The sequence below is a fragment of the Streptomyces sp. NPDC006711 genome (assembly GCF_042869775.1).
Lineage (GTDB): Bacteria > Actinomycetota > Actinomycetes > Streptomycetales > Streptomycetaceae > Streptomyces.
The window spans coordinates 257,738-274,203 of the sequence record NZ_JBIAGO010000001.1 but is presented as its reverse complement, the minus strand read 5'-3'; the positions used below and the strand labels follow the sequence as shown (position 1 = coordinate 274,203).

14 protein-coding genes and 1 pseudogene are annotated in these 16,466 nt (G+C 71.9%); 13 read left to right on the top strand and 2 right to left on the bottom strand.

The window, feature by feature from the left end; genetic code table 11:
• Window positions 1-295 precede the first annotated feature (295 nt).
• Entirely contained in the window at window positions 296-1,129 is an 834-nt protein-coding gene (locus ACFYM2_RS01220) for an HAD-IB family hydrolase (RefSeq protein WP_388459727.1), read from the bottom strand.
• 445 nt (window positions 1,130-1,574) lie between these two features.
• Between ACFYM2_RS01220 and ssd the strand changes: the two genes are divergently transcribed.
• From ssd to ACFYM2_RS01185, 7 genes and pseudogenes are all read left to right on the top strand, one after another.
• Window positions 1,575-2,690 (top strand): septum site-determining protein Ssd, encoded by a 1,116-nt coding sequence (gene ssd, locus ACFYM2_RS01215; RefSeq protein ID WP_388832341.1) that lies wholly within the window; start codon window positions 1,575-1,577, stop codon window positions 2,688-2,690.
• A 98-nt stretch (window positions 2,691-2,788) separates the two neighbouring features.
• Complete coding sequence (locus ACFYM2_RS01210; RefSeq protein WP_388833057.1) at window positions 2,789-3,925, top strand: TadA family conjugal transfer-associated ATPase; 1,137 nt, start codon at window positions 2,789-2,791, stop codon at window positions 3,923-3,925.
• Window positions 3,922-4,851, top strand: coding sequence for a type II secretion system F family protein (locus ACFYM2_RS01205; RefSeq protein WP_388832338.1), 930 nt, complete (start codon window positions 3,922-3,924; stop codon window positions 4,849-4,851). The genes ACFYM2_RS01210 and ACFYM2_RS01205 overlap by 4 nt, the downstream gene beginning before the upstream one ends.
• A 38-nt stretch (window positions 4,852-4,889) precedes the next feature.
• Window positions 4,890-5,645 carry a type II secretion system F family protein gene (locus ACFYM2_RS01200; protein WP_388459729.1) on the top strand — a complete coding sequence of 252 codons (756 nt, stop codon included), beginning with the start codon at window positions 4,890-4,892 and terminating at the stop codon, window positions 5,643-5,645.
• Window positions 5,646-6,012: 367 nt separating this feature from the next.
• Window positions 6,013-6,168, top strand: coding sequence for a DUF4244 domain-containing protein (locus ACFYM2_RS01195; RefSeq protein ID WP_350234641.1), 156 nt, complete (start codon window positions 6,013-6,015; stop codon window positions 6,166-6,168).
• 46 nt (window positions 6,169-6,214) lie between these two features.
• Window positions 6,215-6,544 carry a TadE family type IV pilus minor pilin gene (locus tag ACFYM2_RS01190; RefSeq protein ID WP_358994462.1) on the top strand — a complete coding sequence of 110 codons (330 nt, stop codon included), beginning with the start codon at window positions 6,215-6,217 and terminating at the stop codon, window positions 6,542-6,544.
• Window positions 6,541-6,909, top strand: a pseudogene (locus ACFYM2_RS01185) (Rv3654c family TadE-like protein); the annotation flags it as partial. The gene ACFYM2_RS01190 and the pseudogene ACFYM2_RS01185, both read left to right, overlap by 4 nt.
• A gap of 40 nt (window positions 6,910-6,949) precedes the next feature.
• On the opposite strand, the gene ACFYM2_RS01180 reads toward ACFYM2_RS01185, so the two are convergent.
• Window positions 6,950-9,508 carry a DEAD/DEAH box helicase gene (locus ACFYM2_RS01180; RefSeq protein WP_388832335.1) on the bottom strand — a complete coding sequence of 853 codons (2,559 nt, stop codon included), beginning with the start codon at window positions 9,506-9,508 and terminating at the stop codon, window positions 6,950-6,952.
• Window positions 9,509-9,587: 79 nt separating this feature from the next.
• Here ACFYM2_RS01180 and ACFYM2_RS01175 point away from each other — a divergent pair, with 79 nt between their 5' ends.
• From ACFYM2_RS01175 to ACFYM2_RS01150, 6 genes are all read left to right on the top strand, one after another.
• A complete protein-coding gene (locus ACFYM2_RS01175) occupies window positions 9,588-9,941 on the top strand; it encodes an STAS domain-containing protein (RefSeq protein WP_053728100.1) in 354 nt (117 codons plus the stop codon).
• A gap of 104 nt (window positions 9,942-10,045) precedes the next feature.
• Window positions 10,046-10,492 (top strand): ATP-binding protein, encoded by a 447-nt coding sequence (locus ACFYM2_RS01170; protein WP_350231122.1) that lies wholly within the window; start codon window positions 10,046-10,048, stop codon window positions 10,490-10,492.
• A gap of 270 nt (window positions 10,493-10,762) precedes the next feature.
• Window positions 10,763-13,156, top strand: coding sequence for a sodium-translocating pyrophosphatase (locus ACFYM2_RS01165; RefSeq protein WP_388459731.1), 2,394 nt, complete (start codon window positions 10,763-10,765; stop codon window positions 13,154-13,156).
• 178 nt (window positions 13,157-13,334) lie between these two features.
• Window positions 13,335-14,039: a small secreted protein gene (locus ACFYM2_RS01160; protein WP_388459732.1), complete on the top strand. Its 705-nt coding sequence runs from the start codon at window positions 13,335-13,337 to the stop codon at window positions 14,037-14,039.
• Window positions 14,040-14,136: 97 nt separating this feature from the next.
• A complete protein-coding gene (locus ACFYM2_RS01155) occupies window positions 14,137-15,636 on the top strand; it encodes a methyltransferase (protein ID WP_358994475.1) in 1,500 nt (499 codons plus the stop codon).
• Between the two features lie 422 nt (window positions 15,637-16,058).
• Window positions 16,059-16,286, top strand: coding sequence for a hypothetical protein (locus ACFYM2_RS01150; protein ID WP_388459734.1), 228 nt, complete (start codon window positions 16,059-16,061; stop codon window positions 16,284-16,286).
• Window positions 16,287-16,466 lie beyond the last annotated feature (180 nt).

Sequence of the window (16,466 nt, the reverse complement as noted above, 5' to 3'; positions counted from 1 at the left end):
CTGGCCCGTAATCGACGGGTCGACGTCGCGTGGGTGCTCGATGTCCATGCGCGGTCCGTGGGGCCTTGCTGCGTAGAAGGTGATCCTCTCGGATGTCCCAGGTCTCGCGGGCCGTTGAGTCCTTTCTACTCCGGTACGGCGAGAAGCGAAACCCCTACTCACAGTTCTTTACTTTTAGGTTCAAATAGGACTAAATCGGGCGACCGTTTTCGGCGGGCGTCCGCCATGCCATGTCGGCGGGCGTCCACCAACCCTTGGGGGGCGCCCTGTTAGGCCGGCCTTTCCCGGCCGCGCCTCAGGCGGAGACGGAGCCGCGCTTGCGGGCCGTGTACCAGACGATGCCGGCCGTGGCGGCGGCCGCGCCGACGGCTGCCGCCAGCAGGGCGGACCGGGGCGGCATCGGGATGACGGGCAACCGTTGCTTGAGCCTGACGGGTCGGTTGAAGACGAGAACCGGCCAATTTCTGGCGGCGGCCTCGCGGCGCAGCGCCCGGTCCGGATTGACCGCGTAGGGGTGACCGACCGACTCCAGCATCGGGACGTCGGTCGCCGAATCGCTGTAGGCGTAGCACCGCGTCAGGTCGTAACCCTCGGACGCGGCCAGTTCCTTGACGGCCTCGGCCTTGGTGGGCCCATAGGCGTAGTACTCCACATCCCCCGTGAAGCAGCCGTCCTCGCCGACCACCATCCTGGTGGCCACCACCCGGTCCGCCCCGAGCAGTTCACCGATCGGCTCGACGACCTCGGCGCCCGAGGTGGACACGATCACCACGTCCCGGCCGGCCGCGTGGTGCTCCTCGATGAGCGAGGCGGCCTCGTCATAGATGATCGGGTCGATCAGGTCGTGCAGCGTCTCGGCGACGATCTCCTTGACCTGCTGGACGTTCCAGCCCTTGCACAGGGCGGACAGATACTCCCGCATCCCTTCCATCTGATCGTGGTCGGCCCCGCCGGCGAGGAATACGAACTGCGCGTACGCGGTGCGCAGTACGGCGCGGCGGTTGATCAGCCCTCCTTGATAGAAGGACTTGCTGAAGGTCAACGTCGACGACTTGGCAATGACAGTCTTGTCCAAGTCGAAGAAGGCGGCGGTACGCGGCAACGAGTGGTTTTCCACGAGACCGAGCATAGGCGCCCACCATTCGGCGTAAGCTGGGGCGCGTGGGTTTGCCTGAGAAGGCTCTCGGGTACACCATGGAAGTCACGGATCGTTCGCGACCGTGCTAACCCGGTCCGACTCCTCCCCCCCCCGAGTCGACCGTGGGGACGACCCCCGCTCTCCCCCCCGGCGGGGGTCGTCGCATGTCCAGACGCGTTTTCGGCCTCGGACGCCTTCCTCGCCCCTCTCCTCGGCTCCGCCGCGCACGTTCCGTCGCCCCCCGTCTCGGTAACTGTGTGTAGTGGTTGTGCTGCGCTGGGGAAAGTCACCGGTATAGGTGAACGGGATATTCACAACGCGAGTAGTTGTCCACAGATTTCGACCAAGATCCACATTATTTCGGGCCGCCCCGCACCGTGATTCCAGATCGCGAAGTACGCGAACACGGGAATCGCAGGGAGAGGGGGCGGAAATCATGGACGGATCCATGGCTTCCGAGAGGCCGCAGGGCGCGGAGGGGCGCCGTGGCGGGCCGCTGATCGTGACCGAGGACGAGGACCTGCTCGATGATCTGCTGCGCCTGTGCGCCGCAGCGGGCACCGAGCCCGAGGTGTGCCACGGGGTGCCCGGCCGCGAGGGCGGCTGGGAGAGCGCGCCGCTGATCCTGGTCGGCGACGACGCGGCGCGCCGGCTGCGTGGTGTCTCCCGCAGACGCGGGGTGCTCCTGGTGGGCCGGGACCAGGACGACCCGGGCGTGTGGCAGGCGGCGGTGGAGCTCGGGGCTGACCATGTGCTGCGGTTGCCCGACGCCGAGCCATGGCTGGTGGACCGGATCGCGGACGCCGCGGAAGGGGTGGGGCGGCCCGCTCTGACCGTCGGGGTGATCGGCGGCCGGGGCGGTGCCGGCGCCTCGACGCTGGCGTGCGCCCTCGCGGTGACCGCCGCGCGCTCCGGGCGGCGCACCATGCTCATCGACGGCGATCCCCTCGGCGGCGGCCTCGACGTACTGCTCGGCGGGGAGCACGCCGACGGCCGGCGGTGGCCGGATTTCGCCGCTTCACGCGGACGCGTCGCGGGGGGTGCCCTGGAGGAGTCGCTGCCACGCCTGCATCAGTTGAGAGTCCTCAGCTGGGACCGGGGGGACACCGTGGTGATCCCGGGGGAGGCGATGCGCGCGGTGCTCGCGGCGGCCCGCCGACGGGGCGGGGTGGTCGTCGTCGACCTGCCGCGCCGCATCGACGACGCGGTGGTCGAAGCGCTGGCACAGCTGGACCTCGGACTGCTCGTGGTCCCGGCCGAGCTGCGCGCGGTCGCGGCGGCGAACCGGGTCGCCTCATCGGTCGGCATGGTGCTGCGCGACCTGCGCGCGGTGGTACGGGGCCCCTGCGCGGCCGGGCTTGACGAGCAATGGGTGGCGACCGCCCTCGGCCTGCCCCTTGCCGGTGAACTACCGTTGGAGCCAGGCCTTTTGGAGGCGCAGGAGGGCGGGGCGCCACCGGGAAGCGCGGCGCGCGGACCGCTGGCCCGATTCTGCGCGGCCTTCTGGGACCAGGCGCTGGCCGGCGGCCTCGCCGGGGAAGCGCTCTCGTGAACGGCCTGCCGGACAGGGGCCGGCCGACTCCGACAACACCCGGCCCCACCGCCGGGGCGCGGCCCTCGGGTACGCACGCGTGGAGCGCCGGGCCGCCACTGCTCGACGCCGTACGGCAAAGGCTCGCGCAGAGCGGCGCCGAACCAACCCCCGCCAGGGTCGCGGCCGCGCTGCGCGCCCAGGGGCGGCTGCTGGGGGACGCCGAAGTGCTGGGCGGCGCCGAGGAGTTGAGGTCCGAGCTGGTGGGCACGGGCCCGCTCGAACCGCTGCTCGCCGACCCTGACGTCACCGACGTCCTGGTCTCCGCGCCCGACCGGGTGTGGGTGGACCGGGGCGGTGGTCTCGAACTGACCGGGATCCGTTTCGTCGACGCGACGGCCGTACGGCGCCTCGCACAGCGCCTCGCCGCCGTGGCGGGCCGCCGCCTCGACGACGCCAGGCCCTGGGTGGACGCGCGACTGCCGGACGGCACGCGGATGCACGCCGTCCTGGAGCCGGTGGCCGTCGGCTCGGCCTGTCTCTCGCTGCGGGTGGTGCGGCTGAAGGCGTTCTCGCTGGCCGAACTCACGGCGGCGGGCACGGTGACGCCGGACGGCGATCAGTTGCTGCGGGCGCTCATCGAGGCCCGGGTGTCCTTCCTGATCAGCGGCGGTACCGGCACCGGCAAGACCACCCTCCTGTCGACCCTGCTCGGCCTGGTCGGCCCGGGGGAGCGGATCGTCCTGGCGGAGGACTCCGCCGAACTGCGCCCCGACCACCCCCATGTCGTACGCCTCGAAGCGCGCCCCGCCAATCAGGAGGGCGCGGGCCTGGTGACGCTGCGGGACCTCGTGCGCCAGGCCCTGCGGATGCGCCCGGACCGGCTGGTCGTGGGGGAGGTGCGCGGCGCCGAGGTGACCGACCTGCTGAGCGCCTTGAACACAGGACACGAAGGGGGGATCGGGACAGTCCATGCCAATTCCGCGGCCGATGTTCCGGCCCGTCTCGAAGCGCTGGGCACTGCGGCCGGGCTCGACCGTGCCGCGCTGCACAGCCAGTTGGCGGCCGCTCTGTCGGTGGTGGTCCATCTCGTACGCGACCGGGCGGGCCGGCGCCGGATCGCGGAGGTGCGCGTCCTGGAACGGAACGCGTCCGGTGTGGTCGTGGCGGTGCCCGCGGTGCGGTGGAGCGAGACGGGATGTGTGCGCGAATCGGGCTGGGAACGGCTCCGGGCGCTGCTCGGGGGTGAGTCATGACGGATCTTCGGATGGGTCTGCCCGCGTGGGCGGCGATGTGCGCCGGAGCGGCCGCGTGGATGTGGGCGGGCCGGGACCAGGGGATGCGACGGGCCCGGCTGATGTTCGCGGGCGCGGGCGTGGGAGACGCGGTGACGGCAGGAGCGGCGGCGGGAACCGGCGGTGCGGGCGATGGCGGGGCGGGTGCGGCTTTCCGGGCGTCACCCTTGCGGCGCCGGCTGGAGAAGGCGCGGGAGGGGGAGCGCTGGCGCCTGGAGTGGCTGTGCCTGCCGCTGGGGCTCGTGATCGCCCTCCTGGGCGGCTCGGTGCTGCCGCTGGTGGTGGCCGCGCTCGCGATGCCCTTCGTGGGGAAGCGGCTGCGGGCCAGGGAGCGCGAGCGGGCCTGTGCTCGGCGGGCGGACGAGGTGATCACCTGGTGCGCCGCCGTCGCGGGAGAGCTGCGGGCGGGCCGGCAGCCCGGGCAGGCGCTGGCCGTCGCGGCGCGGGCCACGGCGGCGCTGGGCGCGGCGGCGGCTCCGGTGGTGGCGGCCGCGCGGTTCGGCGGAGACGTGCCGGCGGCGTTGCGCGCGGCGGCGCGGGAACCGGGCGCGGAAGGCCTGGCCGGGGTCGCGGCGTGCTGGCAGGTCGCGGTGGACGGCGGGGCCGGTCTCGCGTCCGGGCTTGAGCGCCTGGAAAGCGCGCTGCGCTCGGAACGAGAACAACAGGAGTCGCTGCGAGCCGAGTTGGCCGGTGCCCGCACCACCGTGCTGCTCCTCGCGGTCCTGCCGGCGCTCGGCATCGTGCTCGGTACGGCGATGGGGGCGAGTCCGTTGCGGGTGTTGCTGCACAGCCCGGCGGGGTTCGGGTGCCTGGTGGTGGCCGGGGCCCTCGAGGTGGCCGGCGTGTGGTGGGCGGCGCGGATCGTGCGGGCGGGGGAAGGCCGGTGAGCCCGGTGGGAGCGGAGGTTTTCCACAGGCTGGGGGCAGTGCTGGGGGTGGTCGCCCTCGCGCTGTGGACGGCCCTGGCGGTGGCCGGGCGCCGGCAGGAGCGCGGGATGCGACGGCGAGTGGCGGCACTCCTGGCCCTGGAGGCGCTGACGCCGCCTCCCCGAAGGATCTGGAAGCCGGCGTGGACGACGTGCGCCAAGCGCGCGGGAGCGCCACTGGGGGCGCTCGCGGCGGGCTATGTGCTGGTCGGCGGGGTTGCGGGGTTACCGGTCGGCCTGGCGGCGGCGTACGGGGCCTGGGTGTGGGGGCGTCGGCGCCGGGTGCGCGGCACGGGGACCGAGGCGTCCGCTTCCGTGGTGGCCCGTGAACTGCCGCTCGCAGCCGACCTGTTGGCCGCGTGTCTGGCCGCCGGGGGTGGTCCGCGTGAGGCGGCGGGGGCGGTCGGAGCGTGCCTGGAGGGACCCGTCGGAACCCGGCTCGGCCAGGTCGCCGCCGAACTGCGGATGGGCGGTGAGCCCGGCGAGGCATGGGGAAGGCTCGGCGCGATACCGGGCGCGGCCGAACTGGCCCGCTGTCTGGAGCGGGCGGCCTCCTCGGGGGCGCCCGCGGCAGGCCCCGTCGCACGGGTCGCGGAGCGCTGCCGGGCCGAGCGGATGAGGGACGCCTCGGCGCGGGCCCGACGCGCGGGCGTACTCATCACCGGCCCACTCGGCCTCTGCTTCCTGCCGGCCTTCCTCGCGGCGGGCGTCGCACCGGTCGTGATCGGCCTCGCGGGCGGCCTGCTCAGGCGGTGAGCCCCCGGACGCGCCACCGGCCCGGGCCCGGCCGAGCCACGCAATGAATTCACCAACCACGTCAACGTCGACCCGCGACTGCGTCGCTTGCCCATCTGTCACGCAACAGCCATCACTCAAGAGCACTCAACAGCCATACACAGAACTGGAGTTGGACACCATGAACGCCATCTTGAACCGCCACGCGAACCACGTGAACCACGTGAACCACGTGAACCACGTGAACCACGTGAACCACGTGAACCACGTGAACCACGTGAACCACGTGAACCACGTGAACCACGCGGACCAGGCGAACCTCATGAACCCCTCGGAGCGCCCCGCGCGGTGCCGGCGGTCGGCGCTGGTGCTCGCGCTGCGGCGCCGGATGCGCGACGACAGCGGGATGACGACCTCCGAGTACGCCGTGGGCACCATCGCGGCGTGCGCCTTCGCGGCGATCCTCTACAAGATCGTCACGAGCGACGGGGTCGTGACGGCGCTCACCCAGCTGATCACCAAGGCCCTCGATGTGCAGTTCTGAGCCGAGTGGCACGACCGGTGCGTGCCCTCGGGGTGACCGGGGGTTCGTGACGGCCGAGACGGCCGTGGCGATTCCGGCCCTCGTGGGGTTCGCCCTGGCCCTGCTGTGGGCGCTGACCGCGGCCTCGTCCGAGATCCGCTGCGTGGACGCGGCCCGGGCCGGAGCCCGCTCGGTGGCCCGCTCCGAACCGGAGGCCGTCGCGGTGGCGGCGGCTCGGGAGGCCGCGCCCAAGGGGGCCACGGTCACCGTGCGGCGCACCGGGGACATGTGGCGGGTCCGGGTGGAGTCCGCCACGCCCGGGCCGCGCCGCCTGGCCCTGACGCTGAGCGCTGAGGCGGCCGCGCTGGCCGAGGACGCGGCGGGGGTGACGCCATGAACGAACGGGTGCGGGACTTCGTGGTGCGACGGGAGTGGTCCGGGGCGTGGCCCGCGTGGGGGCGCCGGATGCGGTCCTACGTCGTCTGGCGCACGCCGCGCCGTAATGGGGGCGACCGGGGTTCCGCCACCGTGTGGGTGGCGCTCACGGCCGCCACGATGGGCGCTGTGTTCGCGGCCGTGCTGTGCCTGGGCCAGGCCGTGGCCGCGCGGCACCGGGCCGGCGGGGCCGCCGACCTGGCCGCGCTCGCGGCGGCCGACCAGGCCCGGTGGGGGTCACCGGACGCGTGCGCCAAGGCCGTCGAGGTGGCCAGGGCCCAGGGCACGGAGCTGGTGCGCTGCACGATCCTCGGGGACATCGCGGACGTACGGGTGCGGGCGAGGTTCGGGCCGTACGCGCCAAGCGTCAGGTCCCGGGCCGGGCCGCCCCCGGCCGAGCCGGGTCCTCGGATGCCGGCGGGGCCGGGGGCCGTATCGCAGCCGCGGTCGGACCCGGACCGGGATCCGGGTCCGGGTCCGCCGGGGCTCCCCGTAGCAGCTCCGTGAGGAGGCGTACCGCACCGCGCTTGTGCAGGGGATCGTTGCCGTTGCCGCACTTGGGCGACTGGATGCAGGACGGGCAGCCGGTCTCGCACTCGCAGGACGCGATCGCCTCGCGGGTCGCGGTCAGCCAGCGCGCGGCGGTGTGGAAGGCACGTTCGGCGAATCCGGCGCCGCCGGGGTTGCCGTCGTACACGAAGACCGTCGGCAGCAGGGTGTCCGGGTGCAGCGGGATGGAGACGCCGCCGATGTCCCAGCGGTCGCAGGTGGCGAAGAGCGGGAGCATCCCGATGGAGGCGTGCTCGGCGGCGTGCAGGGCGCCGCCAAGGATCTCCGGGCCGACGCGGGCGGCGTCGAGCTGGTCCTCGGTGACCGTCCACCACACGGCCCGGGTGCGCAGGGTGCGGGGCGGCAGGTCGAGCTTGGTCTCGCCGAGCACCTCGCCGGTGATGAGTTTGCGGCGCAGAAAGGAGACGACCTGGTTGGTGACCTCGACGGAGCCGTAGCAGAGGCGGCCGGCTCCCCAGGGGATCTCGGTGTCGGTGGTGAGGACGGAGATGGAGGTGGTGTCCCTGGCGACGGTCGAATAGGGCGGGCTCGCCTCCTCGACGAGGGCGGCGGAGTCCTCCAGGTCCAGGTGCAGCACCAGGTACGTACGGCCCTGGTGCAGGTGGACGGCGCCGTCGTGGACGGCGGTGTGGGCGGCGGACGCGTCGACCGTGCCGAGCAGCCGTCCCGTCGAGGCCTCGACGACCTGGACCGGGCGGCCGCCGCCGCCCCGGATGTCGGTGAGGTCGGCGGCCCGCTCGCGGCGGGTCCAGAACCATCCGCTGCTGCGGCGCCGCAGCAGCCCGGCCCGTTCCAGCTGCGGCATGAGCTCCGGACTCGCCGGGCCGAAGAGCTCCAGATCGGCCTCGGTGAGCGGGATCTCGGCCGCCGCGGCGCACAGGTGGGGGGCCAGCACATAGGGGTTGTCGGGGTCCAGCACGGTGGCCTCGACCGGCTGCTGGAACAGCGCCTCGGGGTGGTGGACGAGGTAGGTGTCCAGCGGGTCGTCACGGGCGATCAGGACGGCGAGCGCACCCTGACCGGAGCGACCAGCCCGGCCCGCCTGCTGCCACAGGGAGGCCCGGGTGCCCGGGTAGCCAGCGATCAGGACGGCGTCGAGGCCCGAGACGTCGATGCCGAGTTCCAGGGCGGTGGTGGCGGCCAGGCCAAGGAGCTCGCCGGAGTGCAGGGCCTGTTCCAGGGCGCGGCGTTCCTCGGGCAGGTAGCCGCCCCGGTAGGCGGCGACACGCCGGGCGAGGGTGCGGTCCACCTCGTACAGGCGCTCCTGGGCGATGACCGAGATGAGTTCCGCGCCGCGCCGGGAGCGGACGAAGGCGACCGTGCGCACCCCCTGCACGGCGAGGCCGGTGAGGAGGTCGGCGGTCTCGGCGATGGCCGTGCGGCGCACCGGCGCGCCCTTTTCGCCGGGCAGCTCGGTGAGCGGCGGCTCCCACAGGGCGAAGACCAGCTCGCCGCGCGGCGAGGCGTCGTCGGCGACCTCCACGACGGGCAGCCCGGTCAGGCGGCCCGCGGTGACGGCGGGCTCGGCCGCCGTGGCCGAGGCGAGCAGGAAGACGGGCTCGGAGCCGTAGCGGGCGCACAGACGGCGCAGACGGCGAAGTACCTGGGCGACGTGGGAGCCGAAGACGCCGCGATAGGTGTGGCACTCGTCGATGACGACATAGCGCAAGGCGCGCAGGAAGGAGGCCCATCTGGGGTGGGACGGCAGGATGCCCAGGTGCAGCATGTCCGGATTGGTGAGGACGTAGTTGGCGTACTGGCGCACCCACTCGCGTTCCTCGACCGGGGTGTCCCCGTCGTACACGGCGGGCCGGATCGCGTTGCCCAGGGGAGCCGCGAGGGCCTTCACCGAGCGGCGCTGATCGGCCGCGAGGGCCTTGGTGGGGGCGAGGTAGAGCGCGGTCGCGCCGCGGCCGTTCGGAGCCTCGGAGCCGTCCAGGAGCGTGCTGAGGACAGGGGCCAGATAGGCGAGCGACTTGCCGGACGCGGTGCCGGTGGCGATCACCACCGACTCGCCGTTCAGGGCGTGCTCGGCGGCGGCGGCCTGGTGGGCCCAGGGGTGCGCGATGCCGGCGTCCTGGATGGCGCTGATCACCTCCGGGCGGATCAGGTGCGGCCACACTGCATGACGTCCCGCTCGCGGGGGCAGGTGCTCCGTATGAGTGATGCGCGCAGCCCGGCCTGCCCCGGTGGCGAGCCGGTCGAGGACCGTGCCGGGGTCGGGTCGTCCACCCGTGCTGTCGGCGGGTGTTCTGGGGCGGTGATTCCTGGCCATCGGCACCGAGTGTGTCACTGGCGTAGCGGACAATGGTCCCAAGGCGTCGTGCATGGCTGCCGGTAAGTGATTGAATGCCATCGCGGCTGGCGATCCGTTCTCTGGCTCCGCCGGGGAGACACAGGGGGCGGCCGCTCGATAGCAAGGTGCTGGAGGATCCGTGGACCTGTCCCTGTCGACTCGCAATGTGTCCGGACCTGGTGGCGACCGTACGGTCGTCGAGGTCGGTGGCGAGATTGATGTGTATACCGCGCCCAAGCTGCGCGAGCAGTTGGTCGAGTTGGTGAACGACGGCAGCTACCACCTGGTCGTCGACATGGAGGGCGTGGACTTCCTCGACTCCACGGGCCTGGGTGTCCTGGTGGGTGGGCTCAAGCGCGTGCGCGCGCATGAGGGCTCGCTGCGCCTGGTCTGCAACCAGGAGCGCATTTTGAAGATCTTCCGGATCACGGGGCTCACCAAGGTGTTCCCGATCCACGGCTCGGTCGACGAGGCCGTCAACGCGACCGACTGACGGCAGCCGTCCCTGGACGGCTCCGGAGGAAGGACAGGGGCGCCGGGCGGCGATGTGGCCCGGGGCCCCTGAGAGGTATGCCCGTACGTTCGAGGGGGATCACCATGGCCACCGTTGAACTCCGTTTCAGTGCCCAGCCCGAACACGTCAGGACGGCCCGTCTGGTGGCGGCCGCCGTGGCGCGCCGGGCCGGAGTCGATGAGGCAGTGCTCGACGAGGTCAGACTCGCCGTGGGCGAGGCGTGCAGCCGTGCTGTCGGGCTGCACCGCGCGCACGGCATCGACGCCCCCGTCCACGTCGTCCTGATCGAGGAGGAGAAGCTGTTCTCCATCGAGGTCGGCGACGGCGTGCCGGGCTCGGGCGGCGGCGCGGCGGCGGTGCCGGGCGTGCGCGGTCCGGCGCCCGACGACGAACTCGACGACGGCGCGGAGGACGAAATGGGCCTCGCTGTCATCAGTGGGCTTGTGGACGACGTGGAAGTCGTCTCCGGCGACGCGGGGGGTGTCATTCGCATGAGCTGGCCCACCACGCCGTCCGAGGTGCTTCCCTGATTAGCTTTTTATGCGACGGGACTGGCCCTGCTGAGCAGGGCCTTTTTCATGTCTTGAGCCAGATTTCCGGCCTGTCCGCCGGGCGTTTCCTAGATCACCGATCAGGCGTCAATGCTTTTGCCCCATTACCGCTTTCGGGGGCACTTTCGTGACCGGATCTCTCTCTGGTGGGCCGAAGAAGGTCAATTCCATTTGCGGCGCCCTGTTTTGATCGTGTTCCGCTACCTACAATCCGTCCACATCTTGAGCTCTGAGCGTCAAGGAGGACGAATGGCGGGGCTCTTCAACCCAACGGAACTCGACCACCCCACATCCCTGGCCGCGGCGGTACTGACCGACGGCAACCGGACGATCGTGATCGTCATCGCGGCGGTCGCGCTTGCGGCCCTGATCGTCGCGCAATTGCTCGTACGCCAGGTCCTCGCGGCCGGCGAGGGCACCCAAGCGATGAAGAAGATCGCGGCAGCCGTGCAGGAAGGCGCGAATGCCTATCTGACCCGGCAGTTGCGCACCCTCGGCGTCTTCGCCGTCGTGGTGTTCTTCCTGTTGTTCCTGCTGCCGGCCGACAACTGGTCGCAGCGTGCGGGCCGCTCCGTGTTCTTCCTGATCGGCGCCGTCTTCTCGGCGACGACGGGATACATCGGGATGCGTCTGGCCGTGCGCGCGAATGTGCGCGTCGCGGCGGCCGCCCGGGAGGCGACTCCCGCGGAAGGCGAACCCGAAAGGGATCTCACCTCGGTTTCCCACAAGGCCATGAAGATCGCTTTCCGTACGGGCGGCGTCGTCGGCATGTTCACGGTGGGCCTCGGCCTGCTCGGGGCCTCCGTCGTCGTGCTCGTGTACGCGGCCGACGCGCCCAAGGTCCTGGAGGGCTTCGGGCTCGGCGCCGCGCTGATCGCGATGTTCATGAGGGTCGGCGGCGGCATCTTCACCAAGGCCGCCGACGTCGGCGCCGACCTGGTCGGCAAGGTCGAGCAGGGCATCCCCGAGGACGACCCGCGCAACGCCGCCACCATCGCGGACAACGTGGGCGACAACGTCGGCGACTGCGCCGGCATGGCGGCCGACCTGTTCGAGTCGTACGCCGTGACCCTGGTGGCGGCGCTCATCCTCGGCAAGGCGGCGTTCGGCGACTCGGGCCTCGCCTTCCCGCTGATCGTCCCGGCGATCGGCGTGGTCACCGCGATGATCGGGATCTTCGCGGTCGCCCCGCGGCGCGCCGACCGCAGCGGAATGTCGGCGATCAACCGGGGCTTCTTCATCTCGGCGGTGATCTCGCTCGCCCTGGTGGCCATCGCGGTCTACACCTATCTGCCGTCCTCGTACGCCAAGTTGAACGGCGTCACCGACCAGGTGATCAAGTCACACGACGGCGATCCGCGGATCCTCGCGCTCGTCGCCGTCGCCATCGGCATCGTCCTGGCGGCGCTCATCCAGCAGTTGACGGGTTACTTCACCGAGACCACCCGGCGTCCCGTCAAGGACATCGGCAAGTCCTCGCTGACCGGCCCCGCCACCGTCGTATTGGCCGGCATCTCCATCGGCCTCGAATCGGCCGTCTACACCGCCCTGTTGATCGGCCTCGGCGTGTACGGGGCCTTCCTGCTCGGCGGCACCTCGGTCATGCTCGCGCTGTTCGCGGTGGCGCTCGCCGGTACCGGCCTGCTCACCACGGTCGGCGTGATCGTCGCCATGGACACCTTCGGCCCGGTGTCCGACAACGCCCAGGGCATCGCGGAGATGTCCGGCGACGTCCAGGGCGCGGGCGCCCAGGTGCTCACCGACCTGGACGCCGTGGGCAACACCACCAAGGCCATCACCAAGGGCATCGCCATCGCCACGGCCGTGCTGGCCGCGGCGGCGCTCTACGGTTCCTTCAAGGACGCGATCGCCACGGCCGTGGGCGACGTCCACGCCAAGGCGAACGAACTGACCTTGAGCATGGACATCTCACAGCCCAACAATCTGGTCGGCCTGATGCTGGGCGCGGCGGTCGTCTTCCTCTTCTCGGGGCTCGCGATCAACGCCGTGTCCCGGTCGGCCGGAGCCGTGGTCTTCGAGGTGCGGCGGCAGTTCCGCGAGCACCCCGGGATCATGGACTACAGCGAGCAGCCGGAGTACGGACGCGTCGTCGACATCTGCACCAAGGACGCGCTGCGCGAACTGGCCACCCCCGGCCTGCTCGCGGTGCTCGCCCCCATCGCGGTCGGCTTCACGCTCGGCGTCGGCGCGCTCGGCTCGTATCTGGCGGGCGCGATCGGAACCGGCACCCTGATGGCGGTGTTCCTCGCGAACTCGGGCGGCGCGTGGGACAACGCCAAGAAGTTGGTCGAGGACGGCCACTTCGGCGGCAAGGGCAGCGACGCCCACGCCGCGACCGTCATCGGCGACACCGTGGGTGACCCCTTCAAGGACACCGCGGGGCCCGCGATCAACCCGCTGCTGAAGGTGATGAACCTGGTCGCGCTCCTGATCGCGCCGGCCATCGTCAAGTTCAGTTACGGCGACGACGCAAACCCGCTCGTTCGAGGGATCGTGGCGGCGCTCGCCATCCTCGTCATCATCGGCGCGGTGTACGTGTCCAAGCGGCGCAGCGTGGCTGTGGGCGACGACGGAACCAGCGAACGGGTCGCGAAGTCGGCTGATCCGGCGGTGGTTTCGTAGCCGTACGCGCATCAAAGGGCGGGCGGACGGTGGGGTTTGACACACCGTCCGCCCGTTTCGCTTGGTGCAAATGGCTGCAAATAGCCGCAATGCAAGTCACATCGCACGGGCGGCAAGCGATTGTCGCCCACTTGGCGTGTATGTTCCGGGGCCGAGAGCCTTGGAAGGGACCAAACCGGTGAACAAGAAGCTTGCGGCCGCACTGTCCGGCGGTGCGGTACTGATGCTGACGTTGTCGGGTTGCAGCGACGACTCCAGCAAGAAGGTCGACAACTGGGCGAAGACCTTCTGCGACACGGCCCAGCCCCAGTTCAAGAAGATCACTGACGCCAACGCGGCCATTCAGGCGCAGACGCGCGACGACAGCAAGCCCGCCGACGTGCAGAAGACCGACTCGACCGCCTTCCAGCAGATCTCGGACGCCTACAAGGCGCTGGGCGAGGCCGTCGACAAGGCCGGCGCTCCGCCGGTCAAGGACGGCGCCACCACCCAGCAGCAGGCCGTCAAGGACCTGAATGCCTCATCCGTGGCGTACGCGAACCTCAAGAAGAAGGTCGACGCGCTCGACGCCGGGGACCAGGCCGGGTTCGCCAAGGGCCTCCAGGACATCGCGACCGAGTTCGGCAAGACCAGCTCGACGGGTGATGAGTCCCTGAAGAAGCTGGAGGCCGGCGACGTCGGCAAGGCCATGCGCAAGCAGCCTTCCTGCCAGAAGCAGACGCCGTCCTCCCCGGCGCCCTCCGGTTCGGGCGCGGGAGCGCCCGCCGACAAGTCCGCCGCGCCCTCCCAGCCGGCGTCCCCCTCGGGTTCCGCGTCGCCGGCCGGTTCCGCCTCCCCGGCCGGTTCCGCCTCGCCTTCGGCGTCGCAGAGCGCCAAGTCGTAGTCCTCTGGCGCCTTCCGCCGTGGCCCGGCCCCCCAGCGGGGGCCGGGCCACGGCCGTTGCGGGGGTGATTGTCAGAGCCAGCGGCGACAATGGCCGGGTGAGTACGACCAGCCTTCCCGCGTCCGGTCACGCAGCCCGCCTGCGCGACGCCCTGCTCGCCGCCGCCTTCACCGCCGACGGCCTGCTCGACCTGCTCGGCGCGCCCGCGTACGCCGCGCTGGCCCGCAGCGAGACCGTCCCCGCCCTGCGCGCCACCCGCGGCGGGGCGCCGCTCGACACGCTGGTGCGGCTCTTCCTGCTCCAGCGGCCCGTCGCGGCCCAGAGCGCCCGCGCCGCCCTGCCGCTGGACGAGGCGCTGGCGGACGGCTGGGTGGTCCGGTCGGGCGACGAGGTGCGGGCCACGGTCGATGTCCGGCCCTACGGCGGCCCCGAGGGGCAGGACTGGTTCATCGTCTCCGACCTGGGCTGCGCGGTCGGCGGCGCCGGCGGGGCGAGCGGGCGCGACGAGGCCATGGTGCTCGGTGTCGGCGGCGCCTCCACGACGCTGGCCGGCATCACGGTCCGCCGACCCGTGGGCTCGGCCCTCGACCTGGGCACCGGCTCCGGCATCCAGGCGCTGCACGCCGCCCAGCACGCCACCCGGGTCACCGCGACCGACCTGAACCCGCGCGCCCTCGGCTTCACCCGGCTCACCCTCGCCCTGTCCGGCGCGCCGGAGGCCGAGCTGCTGACGGGTTCGCTGTACGAGCCGGTGGGTGAGCAGCGGTACGACCTGATCGTCTCCAACCCGCCGTTCGTCATCTCCCCCGGCGCCCGGCTCACTTACCGCGACGGCGGCATGGGCGGGGACGATCTGTGCCGCACCCTCGTTCAGCAGGCGGGGGAACGGCTCAACCCCGGCGGGTACGCCCAGTTCCTGGCCAACTGGCAGCACGTCGAGGGCGAGGAGTGGCAGGACCGCCTGCGCTCGTGGGTTCCGAGCGGGTGCGACGCCTGGATCGTGCAGCGCGAGGTCCAGGACATCACCCAGTACGCCGAGTTGTGGCTGCGCGACGCGGGGGACCACCACAGCGACCCGGCGCGCTACGCGGAGCGGTACGAGGCGTGGCTCGACGAGTTCGAGGCACGCAAGACCAGGGCGGTCGGCTTCGGCTGGATCACCCTGCGCCGCACCGACAGCGAGCAGCCGTCCATCGTGGCCGAGGAGTGGCCGCATCCGGTGGAGCAGCCACTGGGCGAGACCGTACGGGCCCACTTCGAACGGCACGACTATCTGCGCCGGCACGACGACGCGGCGCTGCTGGCCGACCGGTTCCGCCTGGCCGATGAGGTGGTGCAGGAGCAGGTGGGTCTTCCGGGCGCCGAGGACCCGGAGCATGTGGTGCTGCGGCAGAACCGCGGCATGCGCCGGGCCACGAAGGTGGACACGGTCGGCGCCGGATTCGCGGGCGTCTGCGACGGGGAGCTGCCGGCCGGGCGGATTCTGGACGCGATCGCCCAGCTGATCGAGGAGGACCCGGTACTGCTGCGCGATCGTACGCCGGACTCCATCCGGACCCTGGTGGAGCAGGGGTTCCTGGAGCCGGTGGGGGAGTAGCGGCAGGGGAAGCGCGCGGGCTGGGACGGGGGCGGGGGCGGGGGCGGCGCACCCCCTCCCTCTCCTGAACCCCGCGTCCGGGTTCGCCGTCCGGGCCGGTGCCTGGGCGCCCGGGCCGGCATCCGGGCAGGTGCCCAGGCCGGTGCCCGGGCCGGCGCCCGGGCCTCCGGGCCGGCGTCCGGGCCGGCGTCTGGTCCGATGCCTGGGCTCCGTGCCCAGGCCGTGTCCGGCTCGCCACTGCATGGGCGGGTTTGGGTGTGACGCTCGACGCGTTGTCCGACCGCCTCCGGCCCCGTCCGGCAGCCTCCGGCGGGGGAGATGTGGCTGAAATGCGCATGGTCGGGTGACCGTTCACCCGGCGTTCGCCGCGATGCGGTCCCCGCTCTGCCCCCGGGCGTCGCACGGTGACCAGGATCGCGCCCATGAACGCACTGGGAGGGACCGAGACGGGGCCGGCCGTCTTCGCGGGAACGGTGTTCGTGCTGTTCGGGGGCGCTCTGCTGCTGTGGACCGCGTTCCGCGCGCGCCGCCGCGAGCCGGTCGCAGACGGCACCCCGCCGGTCGCCTCCGCCGTGCTTGCACTCGCCTTCGGTGTCGGATTTCTCCTGCTTGGCGTCTGGTGCTTCACTCGCATCCAGGGAACGTCCTAGCCCGAAACGGGATGAAACGCCGTTCGGAAGGCTTCCGAACGGTCCGGGCGGCAGGATCGCGGTAAGTCGGGTTACCGTTCGAGTGGCCGCTGCGGGCTTTTGCTGTTTGACACGGGGGCGGGTTGTACCGTCACACTCCGCAGCGTCACGTACTGAAACGTGTTGAAACCCGAGTGCCGA

Coding starts and splice junctions, on each gene's coding strand:
- ACFYM2_RS01195 (WP_350234641.1), top strand. CDS start 6,013: ATGCGCGACGACAGCGGGATGACGACCTCCGAGTACGCCGTGGGCACC.
- ssd (WP_388832341.1), top strand. CDS start 1,575: ATGGACGGATCCATGGCTTCCGAGAGGCCGCAGGGCGCGGAGGGGCGC.
- ACFYM2_RS01205 (WP_388832338.1), top strand. CDS start 3,922: ATGACGGATCTTCGGATGGGTCTGCCCGCGTGGGCGGCGATGTGCGCC.
- ACFYM2_RS01220 (WP_388459727.1), bottom strand. CDS start 1,129: ATGCTCGGTCTCGTGGAAAACCACTCGTTGCCGCGTACCGCCGCCTTC.
- ACFYM2_RS01180 (WP_388832335.1), bottom strand. CDS start 9,508: ATGGCATTCAATCACTTACCGGCAGCCATGCACGACGCCTTGGGACCA.
- ACFYM2_RS01150 (WP_388459734.1), top strand. CDS start 16,059: ATGAACGCACTGGGAGGGACCGAGACGGGGCCGGCCGTCTTCGCGGGA.
- ACFYM2_RS01165 (WP_388459731.1), top strand. CDS start 10,763: ATGGCGGGGCTCTTCAACCCAACGGAACTCGACCACCCCACATCCCTG.
- ACFYM2_RS01170 (WP_350231122.1), top strand. CDS start 10,046: ATGGCCACCGTTGAACTCCGTTTCAGTGCCCAGCCCGAACACGTCAGG.